The following is a 24761-nucleotide window of genomic DNA, read 5'->3' on the forward strand; positions in this document are numbered from 1 at the left end:
CCCTGGAGCCTGACATGCCCCCGGCCCCCGTGCCCGCCACCGCCACGACCACCGCCGACGGACCCGGCCCCGCGCCCGTCGCCATGTCCGCGACCCTCGCCGCCGACGAGGCGCTGGCCCGGCGGCGGCTGGCCGGGGAGCGGGTCCTGTCGATGGCGAGCGGGGAGATCGGCCTCCCGGTGCTGCCCGCGCTGCGCGAGCGCCTCGCCGCCGCGGCCGGTGAGAACGCCTACGGCCCCGTGCCCGGCAGCGCGGCCCTGCGGGAGGCGGCGGCCGGGTACTGGGCGCGGCGCGGGATCGGCGTGGACCCGGGGCGGGTCGTCGCCGGGCCGGGCAGCAAGTCCCTGCTGTTCGCGCTGCTCCTGGCGATCGGCGGGGACGTGGTGGTGCCGGTGCCGAGCTGGGTGAGCTACGCGGCCCAGGCGCGGCTCGCGGGGGCGCGCCCGCTGCCCGTGCCGACGCCGCCGGGCGAGGGCGGGGTGCCGGATCCCGAGCTGCTGCGCGAGGCGGTGCTCGCGGCGCGGGCCGCCGGGCGCGAGCCGCGTGCGGTGGTGGTGACGGTGCCGGACAACCCGACCGGCACCGTGGCCTCGCCCGGCACCGTACGGCGGCTGGCGGCGGTGGCCCGGGAGCTCGACCTGGTCGTGGTCTCGGACGAGATCTACGGCGACCTCGTGTACGACACGTCGGCACCGGCCGAGTCCCCGGCCCTGCACGCGCCCGAACGGACCGTCGTCACCACGGGGCTCACCAAGAACCTGGCCCTGGGCGGCTGGCGGACGGGGGTCGCCCGGCTGCCGGACGGGGAGCTGGGCCGGGAGCTGCACGCCCGGCTCGTGCCGGTCGCCAGCCAGATCTGGTCCAGCCCGCCGGCGCCGGTGCAGACGGTGGCCGCGTACGCGTTCGGCGAGCCGCCGGAGGTGACCGCGCACATCGCGGCGAGCCGCCGGCTGCACGAGACGGTGGTGCGCGCGGTCGCCGGGCACTTCACCGCGGCCGGCGCCCTCCTCGCCCCCGTCCGGGCGACCTGCTACCTCTACCCGGACTTCGTTCCGCTGCGAGAGCAACTCGCCCGCGTCCATGGCCTCCACAGCGGCGACGACCTGGCCCGCTTCCTCAGCGAGCGCCACGGCGTGGGCGTGCTCCCGGCGAGCGCCTTCGGGGAACCCGCCGAGGCGCTGCGGATCCGGGTCGCGACCAGCCGTCTGTACGGGGACACGGACGAACAGCGCCTGACCGCGCTCACCGCACAGGACCCCCTGGCGCTGCCCTGGGTCCGGGAGTCCGTCGCATGGGTGGGCGAGGCGGTCGCCTCGCTGACGGCCTCGTAACGCCCGCAACGCCCGTAACCCACTCCCCCCTTCGCCCTTCCTCACCTCACCTCACCTCACCTCACGAACGATCAGGAGGTCCTCCCCATGTCCGTTCCGACCCCGACGCCGTCCCCCGTTCCCGCCCCCACCCCCACCCTCTTCGAGGCCCTGTACCGGGGCCGCCGTCACGTCGGCTTCGGCGGGCCCGGGGAGCCGGGGGCCACGCACACCCTCTACCCGGTGGCCGACGGGCAGCTCGCCGCCGCGTTCATCGCCACCGACGGCTCGGCGGAGGCGGTGCGGGCCGCGGTGACCGAGGGCGCGGCCCCGGTCGCGGTGGCCGCGGACGACCCGGAACTGCGGCTGCTCCCGCCGCTGCTCCCGACCGCCACCGGCAACGCCCTGCTGAGCGGCTTCATGGGCACCCACCGCAAGAAGTGGGGCGGCGAGACCCAGCCGGAGGGCGCGGAGTTCACCCCGCCGAAGTGGTTCTTCAAGGGCTTCGGGGAGTGGGTGCGCCTGCCCGGCGAGGCGCTGAACGTGCCGGCGGAGCCGGTGGCGCTCATCGAGGAGCCCGAGGTGGCCCTCGTGTACGTCAACGACGCCGACGGCACTCCGCACTACGCGGGCTACACCTTCGGCAACGACCTCTGCGACATCGGCCTGCACCGCAAGGACCCGGGCTACAACCCGTACTGCAAGCTGTGCGACACGGCGCTCGCGCCCTGGCTGTTCCTCGGCGAGCCGCCGCGCTCGGCGAGCGGGCGGGTGACCATCACGCGCGACGGCGCCACCGCGTGGGAGGGCGGCTTCGACTGCGGCGGCGACGCGCTGTACTTCCGGGTGCGGGACATGGTGGAGCACCTGTTCTCGTTCCCCGCCGTGCGGCGGCCCGGCCTCGTCAACTACGTGCTGCTCGGCGCGGACGAGGCCAGCTTCCACGACGGGTTCCGGATCGCCGACGGGGACCGGATCGCCATCGACGTGAAGAGCCACGGGATCGCCTTCGAGAACACCGTGCGGTACGTCTCGCCCGCCCGTCTCGCATGACCCGGCCCGCCACCCGACCGACCCGAGAAGGAGCAGGCACGGTGAAACAGGTGCACCTCGCGGCGCAGCTGCCGGGCATCCACAACGTGACCGTCTGGTCGGACCCGCGGTCCGAGAGCCAGATCTCCATCGACTCCTTCATACGGCTCGCGCAGACCGCCGAGCGGGGGAGGTTCGACTTCTTCTTCCTCGCCGAGGGGCTGCGGCTGCGCGAGCACAAGGGCGAGATCTACGACCTGGACGTGGTGGGCCGCCCGGAGAACCTGACGGTGCTCGCCGCCCTCGCGGCCGTCACCGACCGGCTGGGGCTCGCCGCCACCGTGAACGCCACGTTCAACGAGCCGTACGAGGTGGCGCGCCGGCTCGCGAGCCTCGACCTGCTGAGCGGGGGCCGGGCGGCCTGGAACGTGGTCACCAGCTTCGACGCCTTCACGGGCGAGAACTTCCGCCGCGGCGGCTTCCTCGACGAGGCCGACCGCTACACCCGGGCCGCCGAGTTCCTGGCCACGGCACGGGAGTTGTGGGACAGCTGGGCGGCGGGCGACGTGCTCGCGGACGCCGCGTCGGGGCGGTTCGTGCGCCCGGGCGCGGGCCGGTTCGCCCATCGGGGCCGGCACTTCGACATCGAGGGCCGGTTCACCACCCCGCGCGGCCCGCAGGGGCATCCGGTGGTCATCCAGGCCGGGGAGTCGGAGGCGGGCCGGGAGTTCGCCGCGTCGGACGCGGACGTGATCTTCAGCAAGTACAGCCGGCTCGACGAGGCCCGCGCGTTCTACGCGGACGTGAAGTCCCGGCTGGCGAAGTACGGGCGCGGCCACGAGCAGTTGAAGATCCTGCCGACGGCGACGGCGGTCGTCGCCGACACGGACGCGGAGGCGGCCGCGTACGCCGACGAGATCACCCGCGCCCAGGTGAGCCCCCAGACGGCGATCGCCCACCTGGAGGGGGTGTGGGGCCGCGACCTGTCCGGTTACGACCCGGACGGTCCGTTGCCCGACGTGGACCCGGAGCCCGAATCCCTGGTCCTGAAGGGGCATTCGGTGTTCCGCAAGGGCCGGGAGGAGACGGCCCGGCGCTGGCGGAAGCTTGCGGAGGAGCGCGGTCTGAGCATCCGCGAGCTGATGATCGAGGTGCACGGCGGCCAGACCTTCGTGGGCAGCCCGCGCACGGTCGCCGACGCCATCGACCACTTCGTGCAGAGCGACGGGGCGGACGGCTTCGTGCTCGTCCCGCACCTGACGCCCGGTGGGCTGGACGACGTGGTGGACCGGGTGGTCCCGCTGCTCCAGGAGAAGGGCGTCTTCCGCGAGGAGTACGAGGGCACGACGCTCCGCGAGCACCTGGGCCTCGGCGCCCCCGCCACCGCCGGGCCCCGCCCGTCCGCCGTCCCTTCCTCGTCCGCCGCGCCCGCGGCACCCGCCTCGTCCCCCACGTCTCCCACGTCGACGCCCAAGGAGGCATCGTGACCCTGCACCTGGCCGTCGCCCTCGACGGCGCGGGCTGGCATCCGGCGGCCTGGCGGGCCCCGGACGCCCGGCCCGCGGAGCTGTTCTCCGCCGGCTACTGGGTGGACCTGGTGACGGAGGCCGAGCGCGGGCTGCTCGACTTCGTGACCCTGGAGGACGCCCTCGGACAGCAGTCCGCCGCCTTCCACCGGCCGGACGAGCGCACCGACCAGGTCAGGGGCGGTCTGGACGCGGTCCTGGTGGCGGCCCGGGTGGCGCCGCTGACCCGCCACATCGGTCTCGTGCCGACGACTAACGTCACCCACACCGAGCCGTTCCACGTGGCCATCGGCATCGCGACGCTCGACCACGCCGCCCGCGGCCGGGCGGGCTGGCGTCCGCAGATCGCCTCTCGCGCGGCGGACGCCCGGCACTTCGGGCGCCGCACCACCCCGCAGCTCACCGACGAGGACGTACGGGATCCGGAGTCGATCGCCGCCCGGCTGCGCCCGCTGTTCGCGGAGGCCGTCGACGTGGTGGAGGTGGCGCGGCGGCTGTGGGACAGCTGGGAGGACGACGCAGAGATACGGGACACGGCGACGGGCCGCTTCGTGGACCGCGCCAAGCTCCACGCGGTCGACTTCGAGGGCCCGCACTTCAGCGTCCGGGGCCCCTCGATCACCCCGCGCCCGCCGCAGGGCCAGCCGCTGGTGGCGAGCCTGGCGCACGCGTCGACGCCGTACGAGTTCGCCGCGCACGCCTCGGACCTGGTCTTCGTCACCCCGCACGGCCCCGCCGACGCGCGCCGTGTGCTCGCGGAGCTCGACGTCGCGGTCCGCGTCGCGGACCGCGACGAGAGCGCCCGCCCGCTGAAGCGCTTCGCCGACCTGGTGGTCCTGCTGGACGAGACGGAGGCGGCGGCCGACGCGCGCAAGGCGCGTCTGGACGCCCTGGCCGGTGCCGAACTCGCCTCCGACGCGCACGTCTTCACCGGCACCCCCGCCGGCCTCGCCGACCTGCTCCTCGACTGGCGGCCACTCGGCTTCGACGGCTTCCGGCTCCGCCCCGCGACCCTCCCCCACGACCTGGAGGCCATCACCCGCGCTCTCGTCCCCGAGCTCCAGCGCCGTGGCGCCTTCCGCACCGCCTACACGGCCGACACCCTCCGCGGCCACCTGGGCCTGGCCCGTCCGGCGAACCGGTACGCCAAGGGCTGAGCCCCCCGCGTACCGCCCCCGTCGGCGGACCGCGCCCACCGCCGTGCCACCCTTGGTCACCGCGCGTCAGGAACTCGTCAAGGGCGCGCACGGGACGGGGAGGGGTCATGGCGGTTCGGGAGTCGGCGGAGGAGTACCTGCAGGGGTACGCCGAGATCCTGAGCGGCGTCTGCGCCACCGGCAGGCGGCTGAGCCGCGAGGAGCTGGAGGCGCTCCGGGCGCGCGGGGAGCGGGCCGCGGAGGCCGGGCTCGGGCTGCGGTTCCTCGTCCGGGCCCATCTCTCCGCCGCCCGGCGGATCCGGCCCGCCGACCCGCGGGACGGCCACGAGCGCCTGCTGGCGGCGGTCGAGCAGGCGGTCGACGCGTTCGCCGAGGGCCACGAGCGGGCGCAGACCCTGGCCGTACGGCAGGAGGAGGCCGCACGGCGGGAGTTCGTCGACGACCTGCTGTACGGCCGCAGCGACCTGGGCCGTCTCGCGGAGCGGGCCGAGCGCTTCGGCCTGCTGCTCTCGCACGCGCACGCGGTGGCCGTCGCCGAGTGCCCCCGCACGTATGCCGACGGCGACCCGGTCCCGCGGGCCGTCGAGTCCTCCCTGCTCGCCCGGTTCGGGGACCGGCGGATCCTGCTCGCCACGAAGGACGGGCGGCTGGTCTGCGTCGCGCCCGCCGACGAGCCGGAGGTCCTCGGCCACTTCGCCGAGCAGGCGTACGCCGCCGCCGACGGCGGGATGGTCGCCGTCGGGCGGCCCCATCCGGGCGCCGGCGGAGTCGTCCACTCCTACGAGGAGGCGCTGAACGCCCTCGCCCTGGCCGGGCGCATGGGCCTGGAGGGGCCGGTCCTGCACGCATCGGACCTGCTGGTGTACCCGGTGCTCACACGCGACCGGCAGGCCATGGCCGATCTCGTACGCTCCGTGCTCGGCCCGGTCCGCCAGGCGCGGGGCGGCGCCCAGCCGCTCCTCGACACCCTGACCGCCTACTTCGACAGCGGCTGCGTCACCACCGAGGCCGCCCGCCGGCTGTCCCTGAGCGTGCGCGCGGTCACGTACCGGCTCGACCGCGTCCACCGGCTGACCGGGGCCGACCCGACCGATCCGGCACAGCGCTACACGCTCCAGACCGCCGTCATCGGCGCCCGTCTCCTCGGCTGGCCGGACCAGGAGCTGTGACCGCGGCGGCGGGGCCCCGGAGCGGGGAGCCCGGAGGGCCGGCCCGTACCTTGGCCCCCATGAACCAGGTGGGTTTTCCGTGAGGGCGCTGCTGCCGCCGCAGGTCGTGGTCGTCGAGTCGTACGGGGACGTCCCGGACGCGCGGCCGTTCCCGGGCGAGGAGGAGGCGCTGACGCGGGCCGTCGAGCAGCGTCGGCGGGAGTACGTGACCGTGCGGCACTGCGCCCGGCAGGCACTGGCCGAGCTCGGGCTGCCGCCGGTGGCGATCCTCAGCGGGGCGCACCGGGAGCCGTTGTGGCCCGCGGGGGTGCTCGGCAGCATCACGCACTGCGACGGCTACCGGGCCGCCGCGCTCGCGCGCGAGGGATCCGTCGCCTCGGTGGGCATCGACGCCGAGCCGCACGCGCCGCTGCCGGAGGGGGTGGCCGGCGTGATAGCGCGGCCCGAGGAGCGGGCGGAGCTGGCGCGGTGGGCGGGCGAGCGGCCCGGGGTCTGCTGGGACCGGGTGCTGTTCAGCGCGAAGGAGTCGGTCTACAAGGCGTGGTTCCCGCTGGCGCGGCGTTGGCTGGGATTCGAGGACGCGACCGTGCGGTTCGCGCCGCGGGACGGCACGTTCACCGCCGAACTGCACCAGGCGGGCCCGGTGTTGGGCGGGGTGCCGCTCACGGCGATGACGGGCAGGTGGGCGGTGCGGAACGGGCTGATCCTCACCTCGGTGACGGTCCCGGCGACCGGCTGACCGGTCGCCCCGCCCGTCCCCTATGCCGTCAGTTTCAAGCCAGTTGACCCGGTCCACCGGAGGCCCGAAGGCCAGTCCGATGAACTCTTGTTCCCCGCCTGCGCGTTGCATAGGATCCACGCGTTGATCACGGACGAAACGGGGGCGCTGCCGTGTCAGCAGTGGATCGGCGTATCGCCGTCATAGGTCTGACCTGCAGGTTTCCCGATGCCGACGGTCCGGAGGCGTTCTGGCGGAATCTGCTGGAGGGCCGGGATTCGATCACCCGGGTCAGCGGCCCCGACGGCGTCGCCGCACGGGGGCTCCTCGACGATCCGGAGTGGTTCGACGCCGGATACTTCGGCATCTCGCCCCGCGAGGCCCGCATCGTCAATCCGCAGGCCCGGCTGTTCCTGGAGTGCGCCGTCGCCGCGCTCGAGGACGCCGGGCAGGACCCGGGCCGGATCTCCGGGGCGGTGGGCGTGTACGGGGGCGGCGGCGAGAACGCGTACGCGCAGCTGCTCAGGGCGCACCGGGCCGAGCTGCCCTCGGTCTCCGACTGGGAGATCCGGGTCGCCAACGGGCCCGACTTCCTGTGCAGCCGGGTGGCCCACCGGCTCGGCCTGACCGGCCCGACCGTGGCCGTGCAGGCCGCCTGCGCCACCTCGTTGGTCGCCGTGCACCTCGCGGTCCAGGGGCTGTTGAGCGGCGACTGCGACCTGGCCCTGGCCGGCGGCGTCACGGTACGGCTGCCGACCGGGGTGGGCGGCACCGACGAGGTGGGGATCCAGGCACCGGACGGTGTGCTGCGGGCCTTCGACGCCGCCGCGAGCGGCCTGGTCGGCGGCGACGGCGTCGGTGTCGTGGTGCTGAAGCGGTTCGCGGACGCGGAGGCCGACGGCGACCGCGTCGACGCGGTGATCCTCGGTTCCGCGGTCAACAACGACGGCGCCGACCGCATGGGCTTCACCGCCCCCGGCATCGCCGGGCAGGCCGCGGTCATCACCCGGGCCCAGCGGGTGGCCGGCGTGACGCCGGACTCCTGCACCTATGTGGAGACCCACGGCACCGGAACCCGGCTCGGCGACCCCGTCGAGGTCGCCGCCCTCACCAAGGCCTTCCGCTCCGAGGGGAACGAAGGCGCCGACCGTCCCGGCTTCTGCGGCATCGGCTCGGTGAAGACCAACATCGGGCACACCGACGCCGCCGCGGGCGTGGCCGGTCTGATCAAGACCGTGCTGGCGCTCAAGCACGGGGTGATCCCGCCCAGCCTGCACTTCACCGAGCCCAACCCGGAGATCGACTTCGGCGCCGGGCCGTTCCGGGTGGTCGCGAGCGCGGAGGAGTGGCGGCCGGAGGGCATGCCGCGCCGGGCCGGGGTGAGCTCGTTCAGCGTGGGCGGCACGAACGCCCACGTGGTCCTCGAACAGCCCCCGGCCGCCGCCGCGGAACCGGCCGGTGCGCCGAGCGCGGGCGGCCCGTACGTGCTGCCGCTGTCGGCGAAGACCCCGACGGCCCTGGAGGCCGTCACGGCCCGCCTCGCGGACCGGCTCCGCGCCGATCCCGGCATCCCGCTCGCCGACGTGGCCTGGACGCTGCAGACCGGGCGGCGGGAACTGCCGTACCGGCGCTTCGCGCTCGTGCACGACGCCGTGGACGCCGTCCGCGTGCTGGCCGGCGAGGAGCCGGAGCGGCTCGTCACGGCGCCCGGAGCGGTCTGGCCCGGGGCCGGGGCGCCCGAACCGCCGGGGGAGGGTCCCGCCGCGGCCGGCCGGCTCTGGCTGACCGGTGCGGCCGTCGACTGGGCCGCCCTCCACCGGGGCCGGCGCCCGCGCAAGGTCGCGCTGCCCACGTACCCCTTCGAGCGACAGCTCTTCACGGTCGGCCGGGACGCCCGGCCCACCGCTCCGACGCCCCCGGCACCCACGACCACACCGACGCCTGCGGCCACGGGCACGGCCGCACCGGCACCCACGACCGTGGCCTCGGCCGCGGGCACATCCGCGGCCACGGGCACGGCCGCACCCACGCCCACGACCACGACCACGCCGACGGCCACTGGCACGGACGCGACCGCATCCACGCCGACGTCCGCCGGCAGCCCGCCCCCGGCCCCGTACGCCGACGTGACCCCGCCGTCCGCCCCCGCTCCGTACGCCGGCATCGCCACGGACGGCCCCCCGCCCACGTACGAGGTCGTCGCGAAGCTCTTCGCCGAGATCCTCGACCTGCCCGAGGTCGACCCCGACGAGAGCTTCTTCGACCTCGGCGGCGACTCGCTCATCGCGACCCGGCTGGTGGCCAGGGTCCGAGAGACCTACCCGGTGGAGCTCGCGCCCAAGGAGCTGATCACGGCGCCCACGGCCGAGGAGTTCGCCGCGCTGATCGAAGCGCGGCTCGACCGGGACCGCACGCCGTGACGCGGTGGACCGTCCGCCGGCACCGCCGCCCGGACGCCGTCGCCGTCCTCTACTGCTTCCCGCACGCGGGCGGCCTGCCGGGCGAGTACGTCCGCTGGTCCGACGAGCTGCCCGGCATCGAGGTCCGGGGCGTGCACCTGCCGGGCCGGACCACGCGCCGGGCCGAGCCGCCGTACACGCGGATGGACGCCCTGGTGGACGCCCTGGTGTCGGCCGTCGACTTCGGGAATCCGGACGCCGACCGGAACGCCGACCGCCCGTTCGTCTTCTTCGGCCACAGCCTCGGCGCCCTGGTCGCCTTCGAGACGGCCCGCGAACTCCGTTCCCGCGGACGGGAATTGCCACGGCGGCTGATCGTCTCCTCCTGCCCCGCTCCCCCGCTGCCGCCGGTCGCGCGGCCGGTGCGCGGCTTGTCGGACGCCGAGCTGCTGGACGCGATCGAGCGGGGCACGGGCGAGCCCATGGGCCATCTGCGGGAGGACGCCGACCTCCGGGAGCACGCGCTGGCGAGCTTCCGCGCCGACTACGCCCTCCTGGAGGGGTACGCCCCGGAGCCGGCCGAGCCGCTGGACCGCCCGATCACCGTCCTCGCCGGCAGCGAGGAGCCGTGGGCGCCCTGGCGGGACGGCTGGGCGGCGCACACGAGCGCCGGGACCGAGCTGCGGATCGCGGCCGGCGGGCACTTCCACTTCCGCGGCGGGCAGGGGCGGGACGACCTCCTGCGGGCCCTCCGCGCATCCGTAACGACACCGACGAGGGGAGACCGCGGGTGGACCGCATAGGGGTGGTGGGCGCCGGGACGATGGGGCGCGGGGTGGCCGAGCTGTTCGCGGAACACGGCCACGAGGTCGTGCTCGTGGACGTGACCGAGGCCGCGCTGGCCTCCGCACGGGACGAGATCGCGAGGAACGTGCGGTTCGCCCCGCTGGTCCGCCCGGGGACTCCCGTACGGGATCCGCAGGACGTGACCGGGCGGATCGACTTCACCCTCGACCTCAAGCGGCTCGGCGACGTCGACTTCCTGGTCGAGAACGTCACCGAGGACTGGGACGTCAAGCGCCCCCTGTACGCCGAGCTCGACGCGGTCTGCCGCGCGGGGGTGCCCTTCGGCGTCAACACCTCCGCCATTCCGATCACGCGGGTCGCCGGGCTCACCGGCCGCCCGGAGCACGTGATCGGAATGCACTTCATGAACCCGGCGCACCTCAAGCCCACCGTCGAGCTGATCCGCGGCCACCACACCTCGGACGACACGATCGCCCGCACCCGGGCGCTGCTCGACGGGGTCGGCAAGGGGCACGTCCTGGTGCAGGACTCCTCGGGCTTCGTCACGAACCGGGTCGCCATGCTCACCGTCAACGAGGCGGCCTTCCTGCTCCACGAGGGGGTGTCCACGGCGGCGGACGTCGACCGCCTGTTCAAGGAGTGCTTCGGGCACGCCATGGGACCCCTGGAGACCGCGGACCTCATCGGCCTCGACACCGTCCTGCTGTCCCTGAAGGTGCTGTACGACAACTTCGGCGACCCCAAGTACCGGCCCTGCCCGCTGCTCACCCGACTGGTGGACGCGGGCCTCCACGGGCGCAAGACCGGACAGGGCTTCCATTCCTACGAGTCGGGAGAGTGACCCCCATGGCTGACGTGACGACCGGCGTGACGGCTGACGCGACCTCCGAGGAAGACAGGGCCCTGATCCGGGAGTTCCTCGCCGGACACGTGCACGGCGTGGAGGTGGAGGACGACGAGGACCTGTTCGCCTCGGGTCTGGTGAACTCGCTCTTCGCCGCGCAGATGGTGATGTGGGTCGAGCGGACCTACGGCGTGGCCGTCGCGGGCGAGGACCTCGCCCTCGACAACTTCCGCTCCGTGACGGCCATCGCGGAGTTCGTCGCGGGCAAGAAGGCCCTCGCCGGGGGCGGCGCGTGATCGTCGAGCCGACGCCCGAGCAGCTGCGGCTGCGCCGGGAGATCATCGCGTTCGCCCGGAAGGAGCTCGGCCGGGACGCCGCCGAGGCGGACCGCGAGGCGCGCTTCCCGCGGGAGGACTGGCAGCGCTGCGCCGACTTCGGCGTGCTCGGCTGGCCGGTGCCCGAGGAGTACGGCGGTCGCGGTCTCGACCCGCTGAGCACCATGATGGCCCTGGACGCGCTGGGCTACGCCTGTCCCGACAACGGCCTGGTGTTCGCGGTCACCAACCACCTCTGGGGCTGTGTGATCTACCTGCTGCTGCACGGCACCGAGGAGCAGAAGCGGCGTTTCCTGCCCGGTCTGTGCGACGGCTCGCTGGTCGGCGCGCACGCGCTGTCGGAGCCGGAGGCGGGCTCGGACATCCTCTCCATGACCACCACGGCGGAGCGCGACGGCGACGGCTACCGGCTGACCGGGACGAAGTGCTTCATCAGCAACGGCCCGGTGGCGGACGTGTACGTCACGATCGCCCGCACCGGTACGGGGCCGGGCAGGCAGGACCAGCTGTCGGCGTTCCTGGTCACCGCGGACACGCCGGGGGTGGTGAAGAAGCGCGAGCTGCCGAAGATGGGGCTGCGGAGCACCCCGATGGGCGTCGTCGAGTTCGACGGGGCCTCGGTGCCCGCGGCGAACCTGCTCGGCGCGGAGGGCGCCGGCTACCCGGTCTTCACCTCGACCATCGAGTGGGAGCGGTCCTTCATGTTCGCCCCGCACGTCGGTGCCATGGAGCGGCTCCTGGAGGCCTCCGTGCGCCAGGCCAACACCCGGCGCCAGTTCGGCAGGAGCCTCGGTTCCTTCCAGGCGGTGTCGCACCCCGTCGCGGACATGAAGATCCGCCTCGACCTGGCCCGGATGCTGCTCTACCGGGTCGGCTGGCTGAAGCGGGAGGGCAGGCTGGCGCTCCAGGAGGCCACCATGGCCAAGATCTTCATCAGCGAGGGCCTGGTCGAGACGGCGCGGGCCGCGGTCGAGCTGCACGGCGCCCGGGGCTATCTGGAGGAGCACGGCATCGAGCGCGAACTGCGCGACGCGCTGGGCGGGCCGATCTACGCCGGGTCCAACGCGGTGCAGCGCGGCATCCTCGCCGAACTCATCGGCGTCCACGGGGCGTTGTCGGGAGGCGACGCCAGGTGACCACTGCCAGGCTCTCGCTCGACCCGGTGCTGCCCGCCGAGCTCTCCCAGGAGCTGGCCCAGCGGGTCTACTTCGTCTCGGACACGATCACCGGGTTCCGCCTGGTCCGCTCGGACGCGGGCGACACGGTCACGGCCGTGGAGGTCGAGCTCGACGGGGACGCCGCCGGGGGCCGGGCGCCCGCGGACCTCACGGCCGAACTCACCCGCAAGCTCAACCTGGTGGCCGCGAACGACCTGCTCGGGCAGCGGTTCCTCGAACCCAAGGTGGTCTGGCGCGCCGCCGACACCGGACCGGCGAAGGACGTGTTCGACGAGCTGGTGGCGGCCGGGGCCGCCGTGGAGGCCGGCGCGGGCCAGATCGCGGTCGGCGAGCCGGTCCTGTCGCTCATGGACCACCTGGACGCGGCTCTGCGGGCGCTGGTCGCGGCGGAGTTCGGCGCCCGGGAGTTCCGCTACCCGACGCTGATCACCGCCGACGCGCTGCGCCGCACCGGCTACTTCGAGTCCTTCCCGCAGATGGTGATGTCGGTCTCGCGGCTGCACGGCGACGTCGACAGCTACCGCGGCTTCCTCGACGACCTCGCGGACGGCGGCGACCTCCAGGCGGCGCTCACGGCGCACAGCGGCGGCTTCGACCACTGCCTGCCGCCCACGATGTGCTTCCACACGTACCACCAGTTCCGCGACGGTCCGCTGCCGGAGAGCTCTCTGGTGGTGACGGCGCGGGGCAAGTCCTTCCGCAACGAGTCGCGCTACCGGCGCTCCCTGGAGCGCCTGTGGGACTTCACCATCCGCGAGGTCGTCTTCCTCGGCACCGCGGAGTTCGTGCTGGACGCGCGCCGGCGGCTGATGGAGCGGGCGCAGGAGCTGGTGGACGCGCTCGGTCTGGGCGGGCGGTGCGAGGTGGCGGGCGATCCGTTCTTCCTCAACGACACGACGGCGGCGCGCGCCTGGTCGCAGCGGCTCCTGGAGCTGAAGTACGAGCTCCGGCTGCCGCTGGACGCCGAACGCGACGTCTCGGTGGGCTCGTTCAACTACCACGAGCAGTTCTTCGGGCGGTCCTTCGGGATCGGCGGCGAGACGGGCGAGCCGGTCTTCACCGGGTGTGCGGGGTTCGGGCTGGAGCGCTTCGCCTACGCGTTCCTGTGCCGCCACGGCCTGGACCCGAGGGACTGGCCGGAGTCCGTCCGGGCGGCGGTGGCGCCGTGACCGTACGCGCTTCCTCTCCCGACCCCGCGCCGGCGCGCCTGCTGACGCTGTCCGCGCCGACCGTGGAGGCCCTGGAGCGGGCCACCGACGAGCTCGCCGACCGCCTCGACGCGGCGGGCGAGGCGGGCTTCGCGCGGCTGCCGGCCGTGCCCGCTCCCCGGGCGGAGCCGGGCGCGGTACGGCGTGCCGTCCTCGCCGACTCCGCCGCGAACGCGGCGCGCTGGCTGCGCAAGCGGGACGTACGGCGGGTCTTCGGCGGCGCCGGCGACGGGTCGTCCCGGGTGTTCCTGTTCTCCGGGGTGGGCGACCAGTATCCGGGGCTGGGGGCCGGTCTGTACCGGTGTCTGCCGGCGTTCCGGGACGAGCTCGACCGCTGCTTCGGGCTGCTGGCCGACGAGCACGGCCTGGACCTCCGCCCCGTCCTGTTCCCGCCGCCCACCGCCGGGGACGCCGGGGAAGCCCAGGCCGCCGGGGCCGCCGGGGCCGCCGGGGCCGCCGCCGAGGGCTCGGCCGACCCCTTCGACCGGCACACGGCGCCACAGGAGATCCACCGCACGGTCGTGGCACAGCCGCTGCTGTTCGCGCTGCAGTACTCCCTGGCCCGTGCCCTGACGGCGCTCGGCGCCCCGCCGGCCGCGCTGGCCGGCTACAGCGTCGGCGAGTACACGGCGGCGTGCGTCGCCGGGGTCTTCCCGGTCGAGGACGCCCTGCGTCTGGTGACCGGGCGGGCGCGGCTCGTGGACGAGCTGCCGCCGGGCGCGATGCTCGCGGTCGCGGCGGGTCGCGAGGCCCTGGACGGCCCGCTGGCAGGGTTGCTGCCCGGCCCGCTGTCGCTCGCCGCGCTCAACGGCCCGCAGCAGACGGTGCTCTCCGGCCCCGTCGAGGCGGTCGAGGAGGCCCTGGGGCGGCTGACCGGAGCCGGGCTGCCCTGCCAGCGGCTGGCGACCGCCCACGCCTACCACTCGGCCATGACGGAGCCGCTGACCGGTCCGCTGGAGGAGCTGCTCGGCACCGTGCCGCTCGCCCGGCCGGCGATCCCGCTGCTCTCCAACGTGACCGGCACCTGGCTGCGCGACGAGGAGGCGACGAGTCCGGCCTTCTGGGCCCGTCAGCTGTCCCGGACGCTCCGCTTCTCGGACGAGCTGGCGACGGTCTGGCGGCTGCCGGATCCGCTGCTGGTCGAGCTCGGCCCGGGTCAGGCGCTCACCCGGCTCGCCCTCGGGCACCCGGACCGCCCGGCGAACGCCCTGGCCTCGGTCGTCCAGACCCTGCCGGGCCGCCTGGAGAGGCGCCCGGAGCGGGAGCTGCTCCTCGCCGCGGCCGGCCGGCTCTGGGCGGCGGGCGCGGCGGTCGACTGGTCCGCGCTGGCCGAGGAGCCGCCGGCCGGCACCGAGGAGCCGCCGGTCCACCCCGCGGGGCCGTCGGCCCCCACCGAGGAGCCGCCGGTCCACCCCGCGCAGCCGTCAGCCCCCACCGAGGCGCCGGCGGCCAGCACCGCGGCGCCGGCGGCCCGTACCGAGGAGCACGGATGAACGACAGGGCCGCGATCCGGCCGGTGCCCCGCGACGGCAGCGTGACCCTGCCGCTGTCGAGCGCGCAGGAACGCCTCTGGTTCATGCAGCGGCTGCACCCCGGCATGCTCGCCTACCAGTTCCAGGCGAAGATCGAGTTCACCGGGACGCTCGACCCCGGGCCCCTGGCCGCCGCCCTCACCGAGGTGGTGCGGCGCCACGAGGCCTACCGCACGACCTTCGACGAGGGGCCGGACGGCCCGGTCCAGGTGGTGCACCCGCCGTACCGGGTCGAGCTGCCGGTGGAGGACCTGCGCGGGGCCGGCGCCCCCACGGAGGCCGAGGTCGTCCGTGCGGCGGTGGCCGCCAGGATCCCGGTGGACCGGCTGCCGCTGGTGCACTGGCGGCTGCTGCGGACCGCCGACGACCGCCATGTGCTGTTGCACCTGGAGCACCATCTCGTGCACGACGGCTGGGGTTTCAACCTCTTCGTCGACGAACTGTGCGCGCTGTACCGGGCGTTCGCGGCGGGCGAGCCCTCGCCGCTGCCGGAGCCGGAGGTGCAGTTCGCCGACTTCGCGGTCTGGCAGCGGTCCTGGCTGGAGGGCCCGGAGGCGGCGGCGCAGCTCGCGTACTGGCGCGAGCAGCTCGACGGCGTGCCGTACTTCCTCGATCTGGCCACCGACCGGCCGCGCACGGCGAAGCGCCGGTTCACGGGTGACGCGCCGCGCTTCACGGTGCCGGCCGAGCTGGCCGACGCGGTGCGCGCGCTCGCCGCGCGGGAGCGGGTGCCGCTGTTCTCGGTGATGCTCGCCGCGTTCGAGGTGCTGCTCGCCGGCTGGTCGGGGCAGGACGACTTCTGTGTCGCCACGGGGATGGCGGCCCGTACCCGGCCCGAGGTCGACGGCATGTTCGGCATGCTGGTCAACACGGTGGCGCTGCGGGCCGATCTGCGCGGCGACCCGACGTTCCGGGAGCTGCTCGGCCGGGTGCGGAAGACCACCTTCGGCGCGCTGCGGCACCAGGAGCTGCCCTTCGACCGGGTGGTGGCGGCGCTGCGTCCGCCGCGGGTGCGCGGCCGGCAGCCGCTGTGCGAGGTGCTGTTCGCGTTCCACGACTCGCCGTCGCGCCCCGTGCCGATCCCCGGTCTCGAGGTCGAGGTGACGCCCGGCGTCAGCAACGGCAGCGCCAAGTTCGACCTCAACGTCATCGCGATCCCCCGGGCCGAGCAGACGATCGGGCAGCGGGACCGGGCGACGACGCAGGCGGTCGAGTTCATCTGGGAGTACGACGCGGACCTCTTCGACGCGGCGACCGTCGCCCGGGCCGCGGCGCGGTACGAGCGGCTGCTCGCCGCGGTGACCGCGGCTCCGGAGACCAGGATTTCAGCGCTGACCGGCGACGGCCGGCGACAGGAGGACGAGAAGTGAGCGACGCGGACGAGCTGCTCGGACCGGTGCGGGCGGCGTGGGCCGAGACCCTGGGCTACGACGAGGCCGAGATCCCCCTGGACGTCGGCTTCTTCGACGCGGGCGGCAACTCGCTGCTGCTGTTGCTGCTGTGGGAGCAGCTGAACGAGCTGACGCCGGGCGAGCTGCGCGCGACCGACCTGTTCCAGCACCCGACCGTACGAGGGCAGGCGGCGTTCCTGCGGAGCGTCGCATGACCGGAAGCCTGTACGAGGTGTTCGCGGCCACCGCGGAGCGGCACCCGGACTCCCCCGCCGTGGAGTTCCCGGCCGGGCCGGGCGGGACGGGCGGGACGGGCGGGACGGGCGGGTCCGGTGCCGACGTGGTGACCTACGGCGAGCTGCTGCGGGCCGCCGAGGCGGTCGCGGAGCGGATCGCGGCCGGGCACGGCCCGGTGGAGCGGGTCGGGCTGCTCGCCGCCCGCGGCCTCGTCGCGTACGCGGGCTATCTCGCGGCGCTGCGGCTCGGCGCCGCGGTCGTGCCGCTGGGCCCCGAGTACCCTGCCGCGCGCAACCAGGACATCTGCGCGGCGGCGGGCGTGGACGTGGTGGTGGCCGAGGCCGCCGCCCCGCGCGGCGGGACCGCGTGGGCAGGCGACCGTCCCGTGCTGCCGCTCGACGGCGCGGAGCTGCGGGCCGCCGCGCCCGAGGGGCGGCTCGCACCGCACAAGGCGGACCCGGACGCGCTCGCCTATCTGCTGTTCACCTCGGGCACGACGGGGCGGCCCAAGGGCATCCCGATCCGGCACCGCCAGGTGCTGCCGTTCCTGGCGCACAACATCGCGCGCTTCGGGGTCGGCCCCGGCTGCCGGATGTCGCACACCTTCGAGCTGACCTTCGACCTGTCGGTGTACGACCTGTTCGTCACCTGGGGCGCCGGCGCCACCCTCGTGGTGCCGTCCCGGGCCGAGCTGTTCGCCCCGGTCGACTACCTGACCGGCCGGGGGCTCACCCACTGGTTCTCGGTGCCGTCGGCCGTCTCGGTGAGCGCCGGCTTCGGACAGCTCGCCACCGGTCTGCCCTCGGCCCTGCGCCACAGCGTCTTCTGCGGCGAGCAGCTCACCCTTGACCAGGCGCGGGCCTGGCACGCGGTGGCCCCCGGGGCGACGCTCGACAACCTCTACGGTCCCACCGAACTCACCATCGCCTGCAGCGAGTACCGGCTCCCCGAGGACCCCGCGCGGTGGCCGGCGACCTCCAACGGCACCGTCCCCATCGGCTCGGTCTACGCGGGCCTGGAGCACCGGGTCGCCGAGGAGACGGGCGAGTTGTGGGTGCGCGGGCCGCAGCGCTTCGACGGCTATCTCGACCCGCGCGACGACGAGGGCCGGTTCACCGAGGACGGGTACTTCCGCACCGGGGACCGGGTCCGGGTCGAGGACGGGCTGCTGGTCCACCGGGGCCGGCTGGACGACCAGGTGAAGATCCGGGGCTACCGGGTCGAGCCGAGCGAGGTGGAGGCCGCGCTGCGCCGGCTGGACGCGGTGACGGAGGCGGTGGTCCTCGGGGTCGCCCAGGGCGGGGTGACCGATCTGGTGGCCTGCTACACCGGGCGCGAGACCGGCCGGGCCGAGCTGGTCGGGGCGCTGCGCGACGCGCTGCCGATCCATCTGGTGCCCCGCCGCTTCGCCCACCTCGACGCCCTGCCCCGCAACGCCAACGGCAAGGTGGACCGGGGCGCGGTCCGCCGAATCGTCAGTGAGGTCGACGATGGCGCACTCGCCTGAGCCCCCGGCCGCGGCGGCACCGCGGCGCGGCATGGACTTCAGCCTCTTCTACTTCGCCAGCGACAGCGAGGGCGACGACACCGGCGGCGCGGGCTCCGGCGGCCCCCGCTACCGGCTGCTGCTCGACGGCGCCCGGTTCGCCGACGCGCACGGCCTCGCCGCCGTGTGGACGCCCGAGCGGCACTTCCACCCCTTCGGCGGCCTGTACCCGAACCCGGCGGTCACCGGCGCGGCGGTCGCCGCCGTCACCGAGCGGGTGGCGATCCGGGCGGGCAGCGTCGTGGCGCCCCTCCACCACCCGCTGCGCATCGCCGAGGAGTGGTCCGTCGTGGACAACCTCTCCGGCGGGCGGGTCGGCGTCTCCTTCGCGTCCGGCTGGCACGCGGCCGACTTCGCGCTGCGCCCGGAGGCGTACGCCGACCGCAGGCGGCTCATGACCGAGCAGGTGGCACAGGTACGGGCCCTGTGGCGGGGCGAGTCGCTCGCCTTCCCGGACGGCACCGGCACCGAGCGGGAGGTGTCCGTGCACCCGCGGCCGGTGCAGCGGGAGCTGCCGACCTGGATCACCAGCGCGGGCGGTGTGGAGACCTTCCGGGCCGCCGGGGCCATGGGCGCGGGCATCCTGACCCACCTGCTCGGCCAGAGCCTGGACGACCTCGCGTACAGGATCGGCGAGTACCGGGCCGCCGGGGGCCGGCACGTGGTCCTGATGGTGCACACCTATCTGGACGACGACGAGGAGCGGGTCCGGGAGCTGGTGCGCGAACCGCTGCTGCGCTATCTGCGCGGCTCGCTCGGGCTGCTGCTGGGCTCGGGCCTCGACGGCAGGCGCCGGATCGACCCCGCCAAACTCCACCCTGACGACCTGGAGTTCCTCGTCCGGCGCTCCTTCGACCGCTATGTCGACGACTGCGGTCTGCTCGGCTCGCCCGCGACGGCGGCGCGCGCGGTGGAGCGGCTGCGCGGGATCGGCGTCGACGAGATCGCCTGCCTGATCGACTTCGGCCTGCCGACGGAGACCGTCCTGAAGGGCCTGGAACGGATCGCCGACCTGAACGCCCTGGAGCACGCCGATGGCTGAGCACACCGCGATGACGACGGACGGCCCCGCGTTCGCGAAGGCGGTCGCCCCGCTGCGGGTGCCCGGCATGGGCACCGAGGCGGTCGCCCCCTTCCTGGCCGGGCTCGTCCGGATGACCAGGCCGCGCCGGGTCCTGGAGGTCGGGATGGGCTACACCACCCCGTTCCTGGCCGCCGCCCTGGCCGAGGCCCGGGAGCAGGCCGACGAGGAGTCGCGCCTGCTCGCCGCGAAGACCCGGCCGTATCTGGCATCCGGGGCCCCGCTGGACGACGCGTGGCTGCGCGCCGAGCCCGCGCTCGCGACCCCGGCCTCCTACCTGGAGCCGTACCGGCCGCGGTTCGTGGCCGTCGACGACCGGTCGATCCCCGAGTCCTCGGCCGGTCGGGTGGAGGACGTCCTCGCGGAGCTCGGCCTCGCCGGACAGGTCACCGTCGTGGACGCGCCGCTGCGCGAGGCCGACGGGGCGCTGCCGGAGGACTTCGAGCCGATCGACTTCGCCTGGGTCGACGCGTGGGACTGCCTGTACTTCCTCGACCACTACCTCGACCGGATCAACCCGGCCGGCGGCGTGGTGGTCCTGCACTATCTGATGACCTATCCGGAGGGCGAGGCGATCCTGCGCTATCTGGCCGGGCTGCAGAAGGCGCGGCCGGGCGAGCTGGAGGTGCTGAACCTCCTCGAGCCGCACAAGCTCCGGCAGAACAGCGTCACGATGATCCGCCGGACCGCCGTGCCCGCCCCGCGGCTCGCCGGCCCCGGCGGACGGATCCGGTACGACGGCGAGCTGCGCGCACACGCCACGGCCCACGCCGAGTCCCTCGACAGCGAACGGGAGAACGACAAGTGAGCATCCTGCGCGGGGCCGTGACCCCCTATCCCGCCGACGCGTCCCTGCCCGAGGTCTTCGCGGCCCAGGTGCGGGCCAGGCCGGACGCGCCCGCCGTCGTGGACGGCGGGCACACCCTCACGTACGCCGAGCTCGACGCCCGGTCCGACCGCCTCGCGCGGCTGCTGCGCGACCGGGGCGTGACCGTGGGCTCCCGGGTGGGCGTGCTCCTGGAGCGCGGCCACGAACTGGTCACGGCGCTGCTCGCGACGCTCAAGGCGGGCGGCGCCTACGTGCCGGTCAACCCGGCGTATCCGAGGGAGCGCCGGGAGCACATGCTGGCCGCCGCCGAGGCCGTCGTGACGGTCACCGGCGAGGAGCTGCGCCAGGCCGAGCGGGCGCAGGACGCGCCCGAGCCGCCGCGGCCGGCGACCGGCTCCCGGGTCCCGGCGTACGTCCTCTTCACCTCCGGCTCCACGGGCCGCCCCAAGGGTGTCGTCGTCGAGCACCGCTCGGTGCTGCGCCTGGTCCGCGACACCGACTACGCGGAGCTGGGCCCCGACGTGCGGATCGCCCAGGTCGCCGACTCCTCCTTCGACGCCTTCACCTTCGAGGTCTGGGGCGCGCTCCTGAACGGCGGGACGGTCGTCGTGATCCCCACCCGGACGGTGCTGGCCCCGGGGGCGCTGGCCGCGGCGCTCGCGGAGCACCGGATCACCACCATGTTCCTGACCTCCGCGCTCTTCACCACGGTGATGGCCGACCGGCCCGACTCCTTCGCGGGGATGCGCACCCTGATGGTCGGCGGTGACGTGCTGAACGTCGCGGCCGTGCGCCGGCTGCTCGACGCGGACCCCGCCCTCCGTCCGGCCCGCCTGGTCAACGGCTACGGCCCGACGGAGGCCACCACCTTCGCCGTGTGCGGCGAGGTGAGCTCGCTGCCCGAGGACGCCCGCTCGGTGCCGCTCGGCCGGCCCATCGCGAACACCGACTGCTATGTGCTCGGCGAGGACCTGGAGCCGGTCGCGGCCGGGCAGACCGGCGAGCTGTTCATCGGCGGCCCGGGGGTGGCCCAGGGGTACGCGGGGCAGCCGGAGCTGACCCGGGAGCGCTTCCTGCCCGATCCGTACGCGACGGAGCCGGGCGCCCGGATGTACCGCACCGGCGATCTGGTGAGGCTGCTGCCGGACGGCCGGCTCGACTTCCTCGGGCGGGTCGACGACCAGGTGAAGATCCGCGGCTACCGGGTCGAGCCGGGCGAGGTGGAGGCGGCGCTGCGGCTGCACCCGGGGGTGCGCGAGGTGGCGGTGGTCGCCGACGACTCGGCGGGCGAGCGGCGGCTGGTGGCCCACCTGTCCCCGGCCGTGCCCGGCGAGACGCCGACCGGGCTGCGGGAGTTCCTGGCCGGTGCGCTGCCGGAGTGGCTGATCCCCTCCGCCTTCGTGGTGGTGTCCGAGCTGCCGCTGACGTCCAGCGGCAAGGTGGACCGGGCGGCCCTGCCGCCGGTCCCGGCGGACGGCGAGGGGGCCGCCGCGGTGTCCCCCCGTACCGACCTCGAACGGGACCTGGCGGCGATCGCCGCCGAGCTCCTCGGTCTGGCCTCGGTCGGCGTCACCGACGACTTCTTCGCCCTCGGCGGGCACTCGCTGCTCGCGATGCGGCTGCTCTCCCGGGTCGAGGCCGCCTTCGGGGTACGGGTGGACCTGGGCGAGTACCTGTACGACCCGACGGTCGAGCGGCTCGCGGCCGAGGTGTCCGCCGGCCTGTCCGGCGGGGCGTCGGCGCCGGGGTCGGAAGCGGTGTCCGAAGAGGTGTCCCCGTGACGGGTGACCACCCGGTCTCCTTCGCGCAGAAGCGGCTGTGGATCCTCGACCGGCTCTACCCGGAGTGCCCGGCGTACACCGTCCCGGTCGTCTACCGGATCGACGGCGAGCCGGACGTCGCGGCCCTGGAGGCGGCCCTGAGCGAGCTGGTCCGCCGGCACGAGGTGCTGCGGACCGGCTACCGGATGGCCAGGGGCGCGCTCCGCCAGTCGGTGCGTCCGGCGGAGCCGGTGGCCATCGGGCGGGTGGACCTGACCGGGCACGAGGACGCGGCGGCGGAGGCGGAACGCCGGGCGGCGGCCGCGGCGAGGCGGCCGTTCGACCTGCGCGGGGGCGAGGTGCTGCGCCCGCTGCTGATCACGACGTCGGCGACCCGTCATCTGCTGTGCCTGACCCTCCACCACATCGTCTGCGACGGCTGGTCGCTGGCGCTGCTGGAGAGCGAACTCTCCGCGTGCTACGAGGCGTTCCGGGCCGGCCGGAAGTCCGGACTCCCGCCGCTGACCGAGCAGTACGCGGACTTCGCCCGCTGGCAGGGCGACCGGGTGGCGAGCGCGGCGCTGGACAGGTCGCGCGCCTACTGGCGCAAGCACCTGGCCGGTGTCCCCGCGTTGGCGGGCATCCCGTCCGACCGCCCGCGCCCGGCGGTGTGGAGCTTCGCGGGCGCCCATGTGTCCTTCGAGCTCGGGCCGGAGGCCGTCGCCCGGGTCGACCTGCTGGCCCGGGCCTGCGGCACCACCCCGTACGCCGTGATGCTGGCCGCGTTCGCCGCGCTGGTCCGCGAGGAGGGCGGCGGGCCGGAGGTGGTGGTCGGCGCGCCGGTGGCCCTGCGGGAACGCGAGAGCCACTTCGCGCTGGTCGGCATGTTCGGCAACACGGTCGTGCAGCGGCTCGACGTGCCGAACGGGTCGCCCTTCCGGGAGCTGGTGCTGCGGGCGCGCGACGAGAGCCGGGCCGCGCTGTCCCATCAGGCGCTGCCGTTCGAGCTCCTGGTGGAGGAGCTGAACCCGGCGCGGGACCCGGGCGCCAATCCGCTGTTCCAGCTGATGTTCAGCTACCAGCCGGCGCAGGCGCCCGGCCTGCGGCTCGAAGGCTGCCGGGTGGTGCGGGAGTTCGGGGACACCAGGACCGCGAAGGTCGACCTGTCCCTGTCGCTCACCCGGGACGGCGCGGGCTGCACCGGGCGCCTGGAGTACAGCTCGGACCTCTTCGAGGACTCCACCGCACGGCGGCTCGCCGCGCGGTACGTGACCCTGCTCGCCGGAGCCGCCGCCGAGCCCCTACGACCCATCGGACCGATGCCGTGACCGAGACCGAGCCCGTATCCGAGACAGCCGACGCCGGACGCCCGTCCCTGCTGCGCCACCGTGACTTCATGCTGCTGTGGAGCGGCCAGACGATCAGCGAAGTCGGCTCGATGATCACCCCGTTCGCGCTGCCGTTCCTGGCCGTCACCGCGCTGAACGCCTCCAACTTCCAGGTCGGCCTGCTCACGGCGCTCGGCTCGCTGGCCTTCCTGCTCGTCGCGCTGCCGGCGGGCGTGGTGGTGGACCGGGTCGCCCGGCACCGGCTGATGATGTGGTGCGACGTGCTGCGCGCGGTGGTCGTGGCGACGGTGCCGGTCGCCTGGTACCTGGACACCCTGACGCTCGCCCATCTGTGTGCGGTGGCGCTGGTCACGGGCTCGCTGACGGTGTTCTTCGACGTGGCGTACCAGAGCTATCTGCCGAGCCTCGTCGACAAGGAGGCCCTGATCGACGCGAACGGCAAGCTGGGCACGACCAGTTCGGCCGCCGCCACGCTCGGGCCCACGATGGCCGGCGTGCTGGTCGCGGCGATCGGCGGGGCGCGGGCGCTGGTCGCCGACGCGGTGTCGTTCCTGATGAGCGCCGTGTCGCTGTTCCTGATCCGCACCCCGGAGGCGAAGCCGAGCCTCCCGGACGGGCCGCGCCCGCCGTTTCGGCAGCAGATGGGCGAGGGCCTGGGCTTCGTGGTCCGCCACCCGGTGCTGCGCCGGATCGTGGCCTGCACGGGCACGGTGAACCTGTTCGCGCACATGGCCTCGGCGATGGAGATGCCGTTCCTCATCCGCGAGCTGGGGCTCTCGTCGAGCCAGGCCGGTCTGCTGCTCGCCCTCGGCCCCGTAGGCGGCGTCGTGGGCGGCCTGCTCGCGGGCCGGCTCGCCCGCCGGGTCGGCTCGGCACGCATCATCTGGCTGGCCCCGCTGGCCCTGGGCGTGCCCTCGTACCTGGCCCCGCTGGCGTACCCCGACTGGCGGGTGGTCCTCTACGGGGTCGGCTGGTTCGCCTTCACCTTCGGCGCCGTCGTCTACAACACGGCGCAGGTCACCTACCGGCAGCAGATCTGCCCGCCGGATCTCCTGGGGCGCATGAACGCGGCGGTCCGGTGGATCGTCTGGGGCACCATCCCGCTCGGCGCCCTCCTGGGCGGCGCGCTGGCCACCTGGTTCGGCCTGCGCACCACGATCTGGATCGGCCTCGTCGGCGCGAGCCTCGGCGGCCTGTGGGTCTACTTCTCGCCGCTGCGCGGACTGCGCGACGTGACGCCGGACGCGGAACCGAAGGCGAGCACGGCCGGCTGAGCAGACCGAGCCTACTGGGCCTACTGGGCCGACCAGCAGACCGAACCGACTGAGTCGACCAGGCCGACCAGCCGACCGA

Annotated in this window: 21 protein-coding genes; all 21 read left to right on the forward strand. The window is 74.8% G+C overall.

The window, feature by feature from the left end:
• Positions 1 to 14 precede the first annotated feature (14 nt).
• The 21 genes from ACH414_RS28715 to ACH414_RS28815 all read left to right on the forward strand — a co-directional run bounded on the left by ACH414_RS28715 (position 15) and on the right by ACH414_RS28815 (position 24682).
• Positions 15 to 1331 (forward strand): pyridoxal phosphate-dependent aminotransferase, encoded by a 1317-nt coding sequence (locus ACH414_RS28715; RefSeq protein ID WP_382545505.1) that lies wholly within the window; start codon positions 15 to 17, stop codon positions 1329 to 1331.
• Between the two features lie 87 nt (positions 1332 to 1418).
• A complete protein-coding gene (locus ACH414_RS28720; protein ID WP_382545502.1) occupies positions 1419 to 2363 on the forward strand; it encodes a fumarylacetoacetate (FAA) hydrolase in 945 nt (314 codons plus the stop codon).
• Positions 2360 to 3829 (forward strand): NtaA/DmoA family FMN-dependent monooxygenase, encoded by a 1470-nt coding sequence (locus ACH414_RS28725; protein ID WP_382545499.1) that lies wholly within the window; start codon positions 2360 to 2362, stop codon positions 3827 to 3829. The genes ACH414_RS28720 and ACH414_RS28725 overlap by 4 nt, the downstream gene beginning before the upstream one ends.
• Entirely contained in the window at positions 3823 to 5025 is a 1203-nt protein-coding gene (locus tag ACH414_RS28730; RefSeq protein WP_382546018.1) for an LLM class flavin-dependent oxidoreductase, read from the forward strand. Before ACH414_RS28725 ends, ACH414_RS28730 begins: the two co-directional genes overlap by 7 nt.
• 107 nt (positions 5026 to 5132) lie before the next feature.
• Positions 5133 to 6194, forward strand: a complete 1062-nt coding sequence (locus tag ACH414_RS28735) for a PucR family transcriptional regulator (RefSeq protein ID WP_398943937.1) — start codon at positions 5133 to 5135, stop codon at positions 6192 to 6194.
• Positions 6195 to 6273: 79 nt separating this feature from the next.
• Positions 6274 to 6933, forward strand: a complete 660-nt coding sequence (locus ACH414_RS28740) for a 4'-phosphopantetheinyl transferase (protein ID WP_391770002.1) — start codon at positions 6274 to 6276, stop codon at positions 6931 to 6933.
• A 152-nt stretch (positions 6934 to 7085) separates the two neighbouring features.
• Positions 7086 to 9332, forward strand: a complete 2247-nt coding sequence (locus ACH414_RS28745) for a beta-ketoacyl synthase N-terminal-like domain-containing protein (RefSeq protein ID WP_398943939.1) — start codon at positions 7086 to 7088, stop codon at positions 9330 to 9332.
• Positions 9329 to 10114 carry a thioesterase II family protein gene (locus ACH414_RS28750; RefSeq protein ID WP_386567252.1) on the forward strand — a complete coding sequence of 262 codons (786 nt, stop codon included), beginning with the start codon at positions 9329 to 9331 and terminating at the stop codon, positions 10112 to 10114. The genes ACH414_RS28745 and ACH414_RS28750 overlap by 4 nt, the downstream gene beginning before the upstream one ends.
• Positions 10102 to 10959 carry a 3-hydroxyacyl-CoA dehydrogenase family protein gene (locus tag ACH414_RS28755; protein ID WP_398943942.1) on the forward strand — a complete coding sequence of 286 codons (858 nt, stop codon included), beginning with the start codon at positions 10102 to 10104 and terminating at the stop codon, positions 10957 to 10959. The genes ACH414_RS28750 and ACH414_RS28755 overlap by 13 nt, the downstream gene beginning before the upstream one ends.
• A 5-nt stretch (positions 10960 to 10964) precedes the next feature.
• Positions 10965 to 11258, forward strand: a complete 294-nt coding sequence (locus ACH414_RS28760; protein ID WP_398943944.1) for an acyl carrier protein — start codon at positions 10965 to 10967, stop codon at positions 11256 to 11258.
• Positions 11255 to 12433, forward strand: a complete 1179-nt coding sequence (locus tag ACH414_RS28765; RefSeq protein ID WP_386567246.1) for an acyl-CoA dehydrogenase family protein — start codon at positions 11255 to 11257, stop codon at positions 12431 to 12433. The genes ACH414_RS28760 and ACH414_RS28765 overlap by 4 nt, the downstream gene beginning before the upstream one ends.
• Positions 12430 to 13644 carry a hypothetical protein gene (locus ACH414_RS28770; RefSeq protein ID WP_382545473.1) on the forward strand — a complete coding sequence of 405 codons (1215 nt, stop codon included), beginning with the start codon at positions 12430 to 12432 and terminating at the stop codon, positions 13642 to 13644. The genes ACH414_RS28765 and ACH414_RS28770 overlap by 4 nt, the downstream gene beginning before the upstream one ends.
• The gene (locus tag ACH414_RS28775) at positions 13641 to 15176 is read left to right on the forward strand and encodes an acyltransferase domain-containing protein (protein WP_398943946.1); all 1536 of its coding nucleotides are present in this window, start codon (positions 13641 to 13643) and stop codon (positions 15174 to 15176) included. Before ACH414_RS28770 ends, ACH414_RS28775 begins: the two co-directional genes overlap by 4 nt.
• Positions 15173 to 16585 (forward strand): condensation domain-containing protein, encoded by a 1413-nt coding sequence (locus ACH414_RS28780; protein ID WP_382545467.1) that lies wholly within the window; start codon positions 15173 to 15175, stop codon positions 16583 to 16585. The genes ACH414_RS28775 and ACH414_RS28780 overlap by 4 nt, the downstream gene beginning before the upstream one ends.
• Positions 16582 to 16821 (forward strand): acyl carrier protein, encoded by a 240-nt coding sequence (locus ACH414_RS28785; RefSeq protein ID WP_382545464.1) that lies wholly within the window; start codon positions 16582 to 16584, stop codon positions 16819 to 16821. The genes ACH414_RS28780 and ACH414_RS28785 overlap by 4 nt, the downstream gene beginning before the upstream one ends.
• The gene (locus ACH414_RS28790; protein WP_398943948.1) at positions 16818 to 18350 is read left to right on the forward strand and encodes an AMP-binding protein; all 1533 of its coding nucleotides are present in this window, start codon (positions 16818 to 16820) and stop codon (positions 18348 to 18350) included. The genes ACH414_RS28785 and ACH414_RS28790 overlap by 4 nt, the downstream gene beginning before the upstream one ends.
• A complete protein-coding gene (locus ACH414_RS28795; protein WP_386567235.1) occupies positions 18334 to 19431 on the forward strand; it encodes a MupA/Atu3671 family FMN-dependent luciferase-like monooxygenase in 1098 nt (365 codons plus the stop codon). The genes ACH414_RS28790 and ACH414_RS28795 overlap by 17 nt, the downstream gene beginning before the upstream one ends.
• Positions 19424 to 20278, forward strand: a complete 855-nt coding sequence (locus ACH414_RS28800; protein WP_382545456.1) for a hypothetical protein — start codon at positions 19424 to 19426, stop codon at positions 20276 to 20278. Before ACH414_RS28795 ends, ACH414_RS28800 begins: the two co-directional genes overlap by 8 nt.
• A complete protein-coding gene (locus ACH414_RS28805) occupies positions 20275 to 22080 on the forward strand; it encodes an amino acid adenylation domain-containing protein (protein WP_398943951.1) in 1806 nt (601 codons plus the stop codon). Before ACH414_RS28800 ends, ACH414_RS28805 begins: the two co-directional genes overlap by 4 nt.
• Positions 22077 to 23387, forward strand: coding sequence for a condensation domain-containing protein (locus ACH414_RS28810; RefSeq protein ID WP_398943953.1), 1311 nt, complete (start codon positions 22077 to 22079; stop codon positions 23385 to 23387). The genes ACH414_RS28805 and ACH414_RS28810 overlap by 4 nt, the downstream gene beginning before the upstream one ends.
• The gene (locus ACH414_RS28815; RefSeq protein WP_398943955.1) at positions 23384 to 24682 is read left to right on the forward strand and encodes an MFS transporter; all 1299 of its coding nucleotides are present in this window, start codon (positions 23384 to 23386) and stop codon (positions 24680 to 24682) included. The genes ACH414_RS28810 and ACH414_RS28815 overlap by 4 nt, the downstream gene beginning before the upstream one ends.
• Positions 24683 to 24761 lie beyond the last annotated feature (79 nt).

Source organism: Streptomyces sp. NPDC020422 (genome assembly GCF_044386705.1).
In the GTDB taxonomy this organism is placed as follows: Bacteria; Actinomycetota; Actinomycetes; order Streptomycetales; family Streptomycetaceae; genus Streptomyces.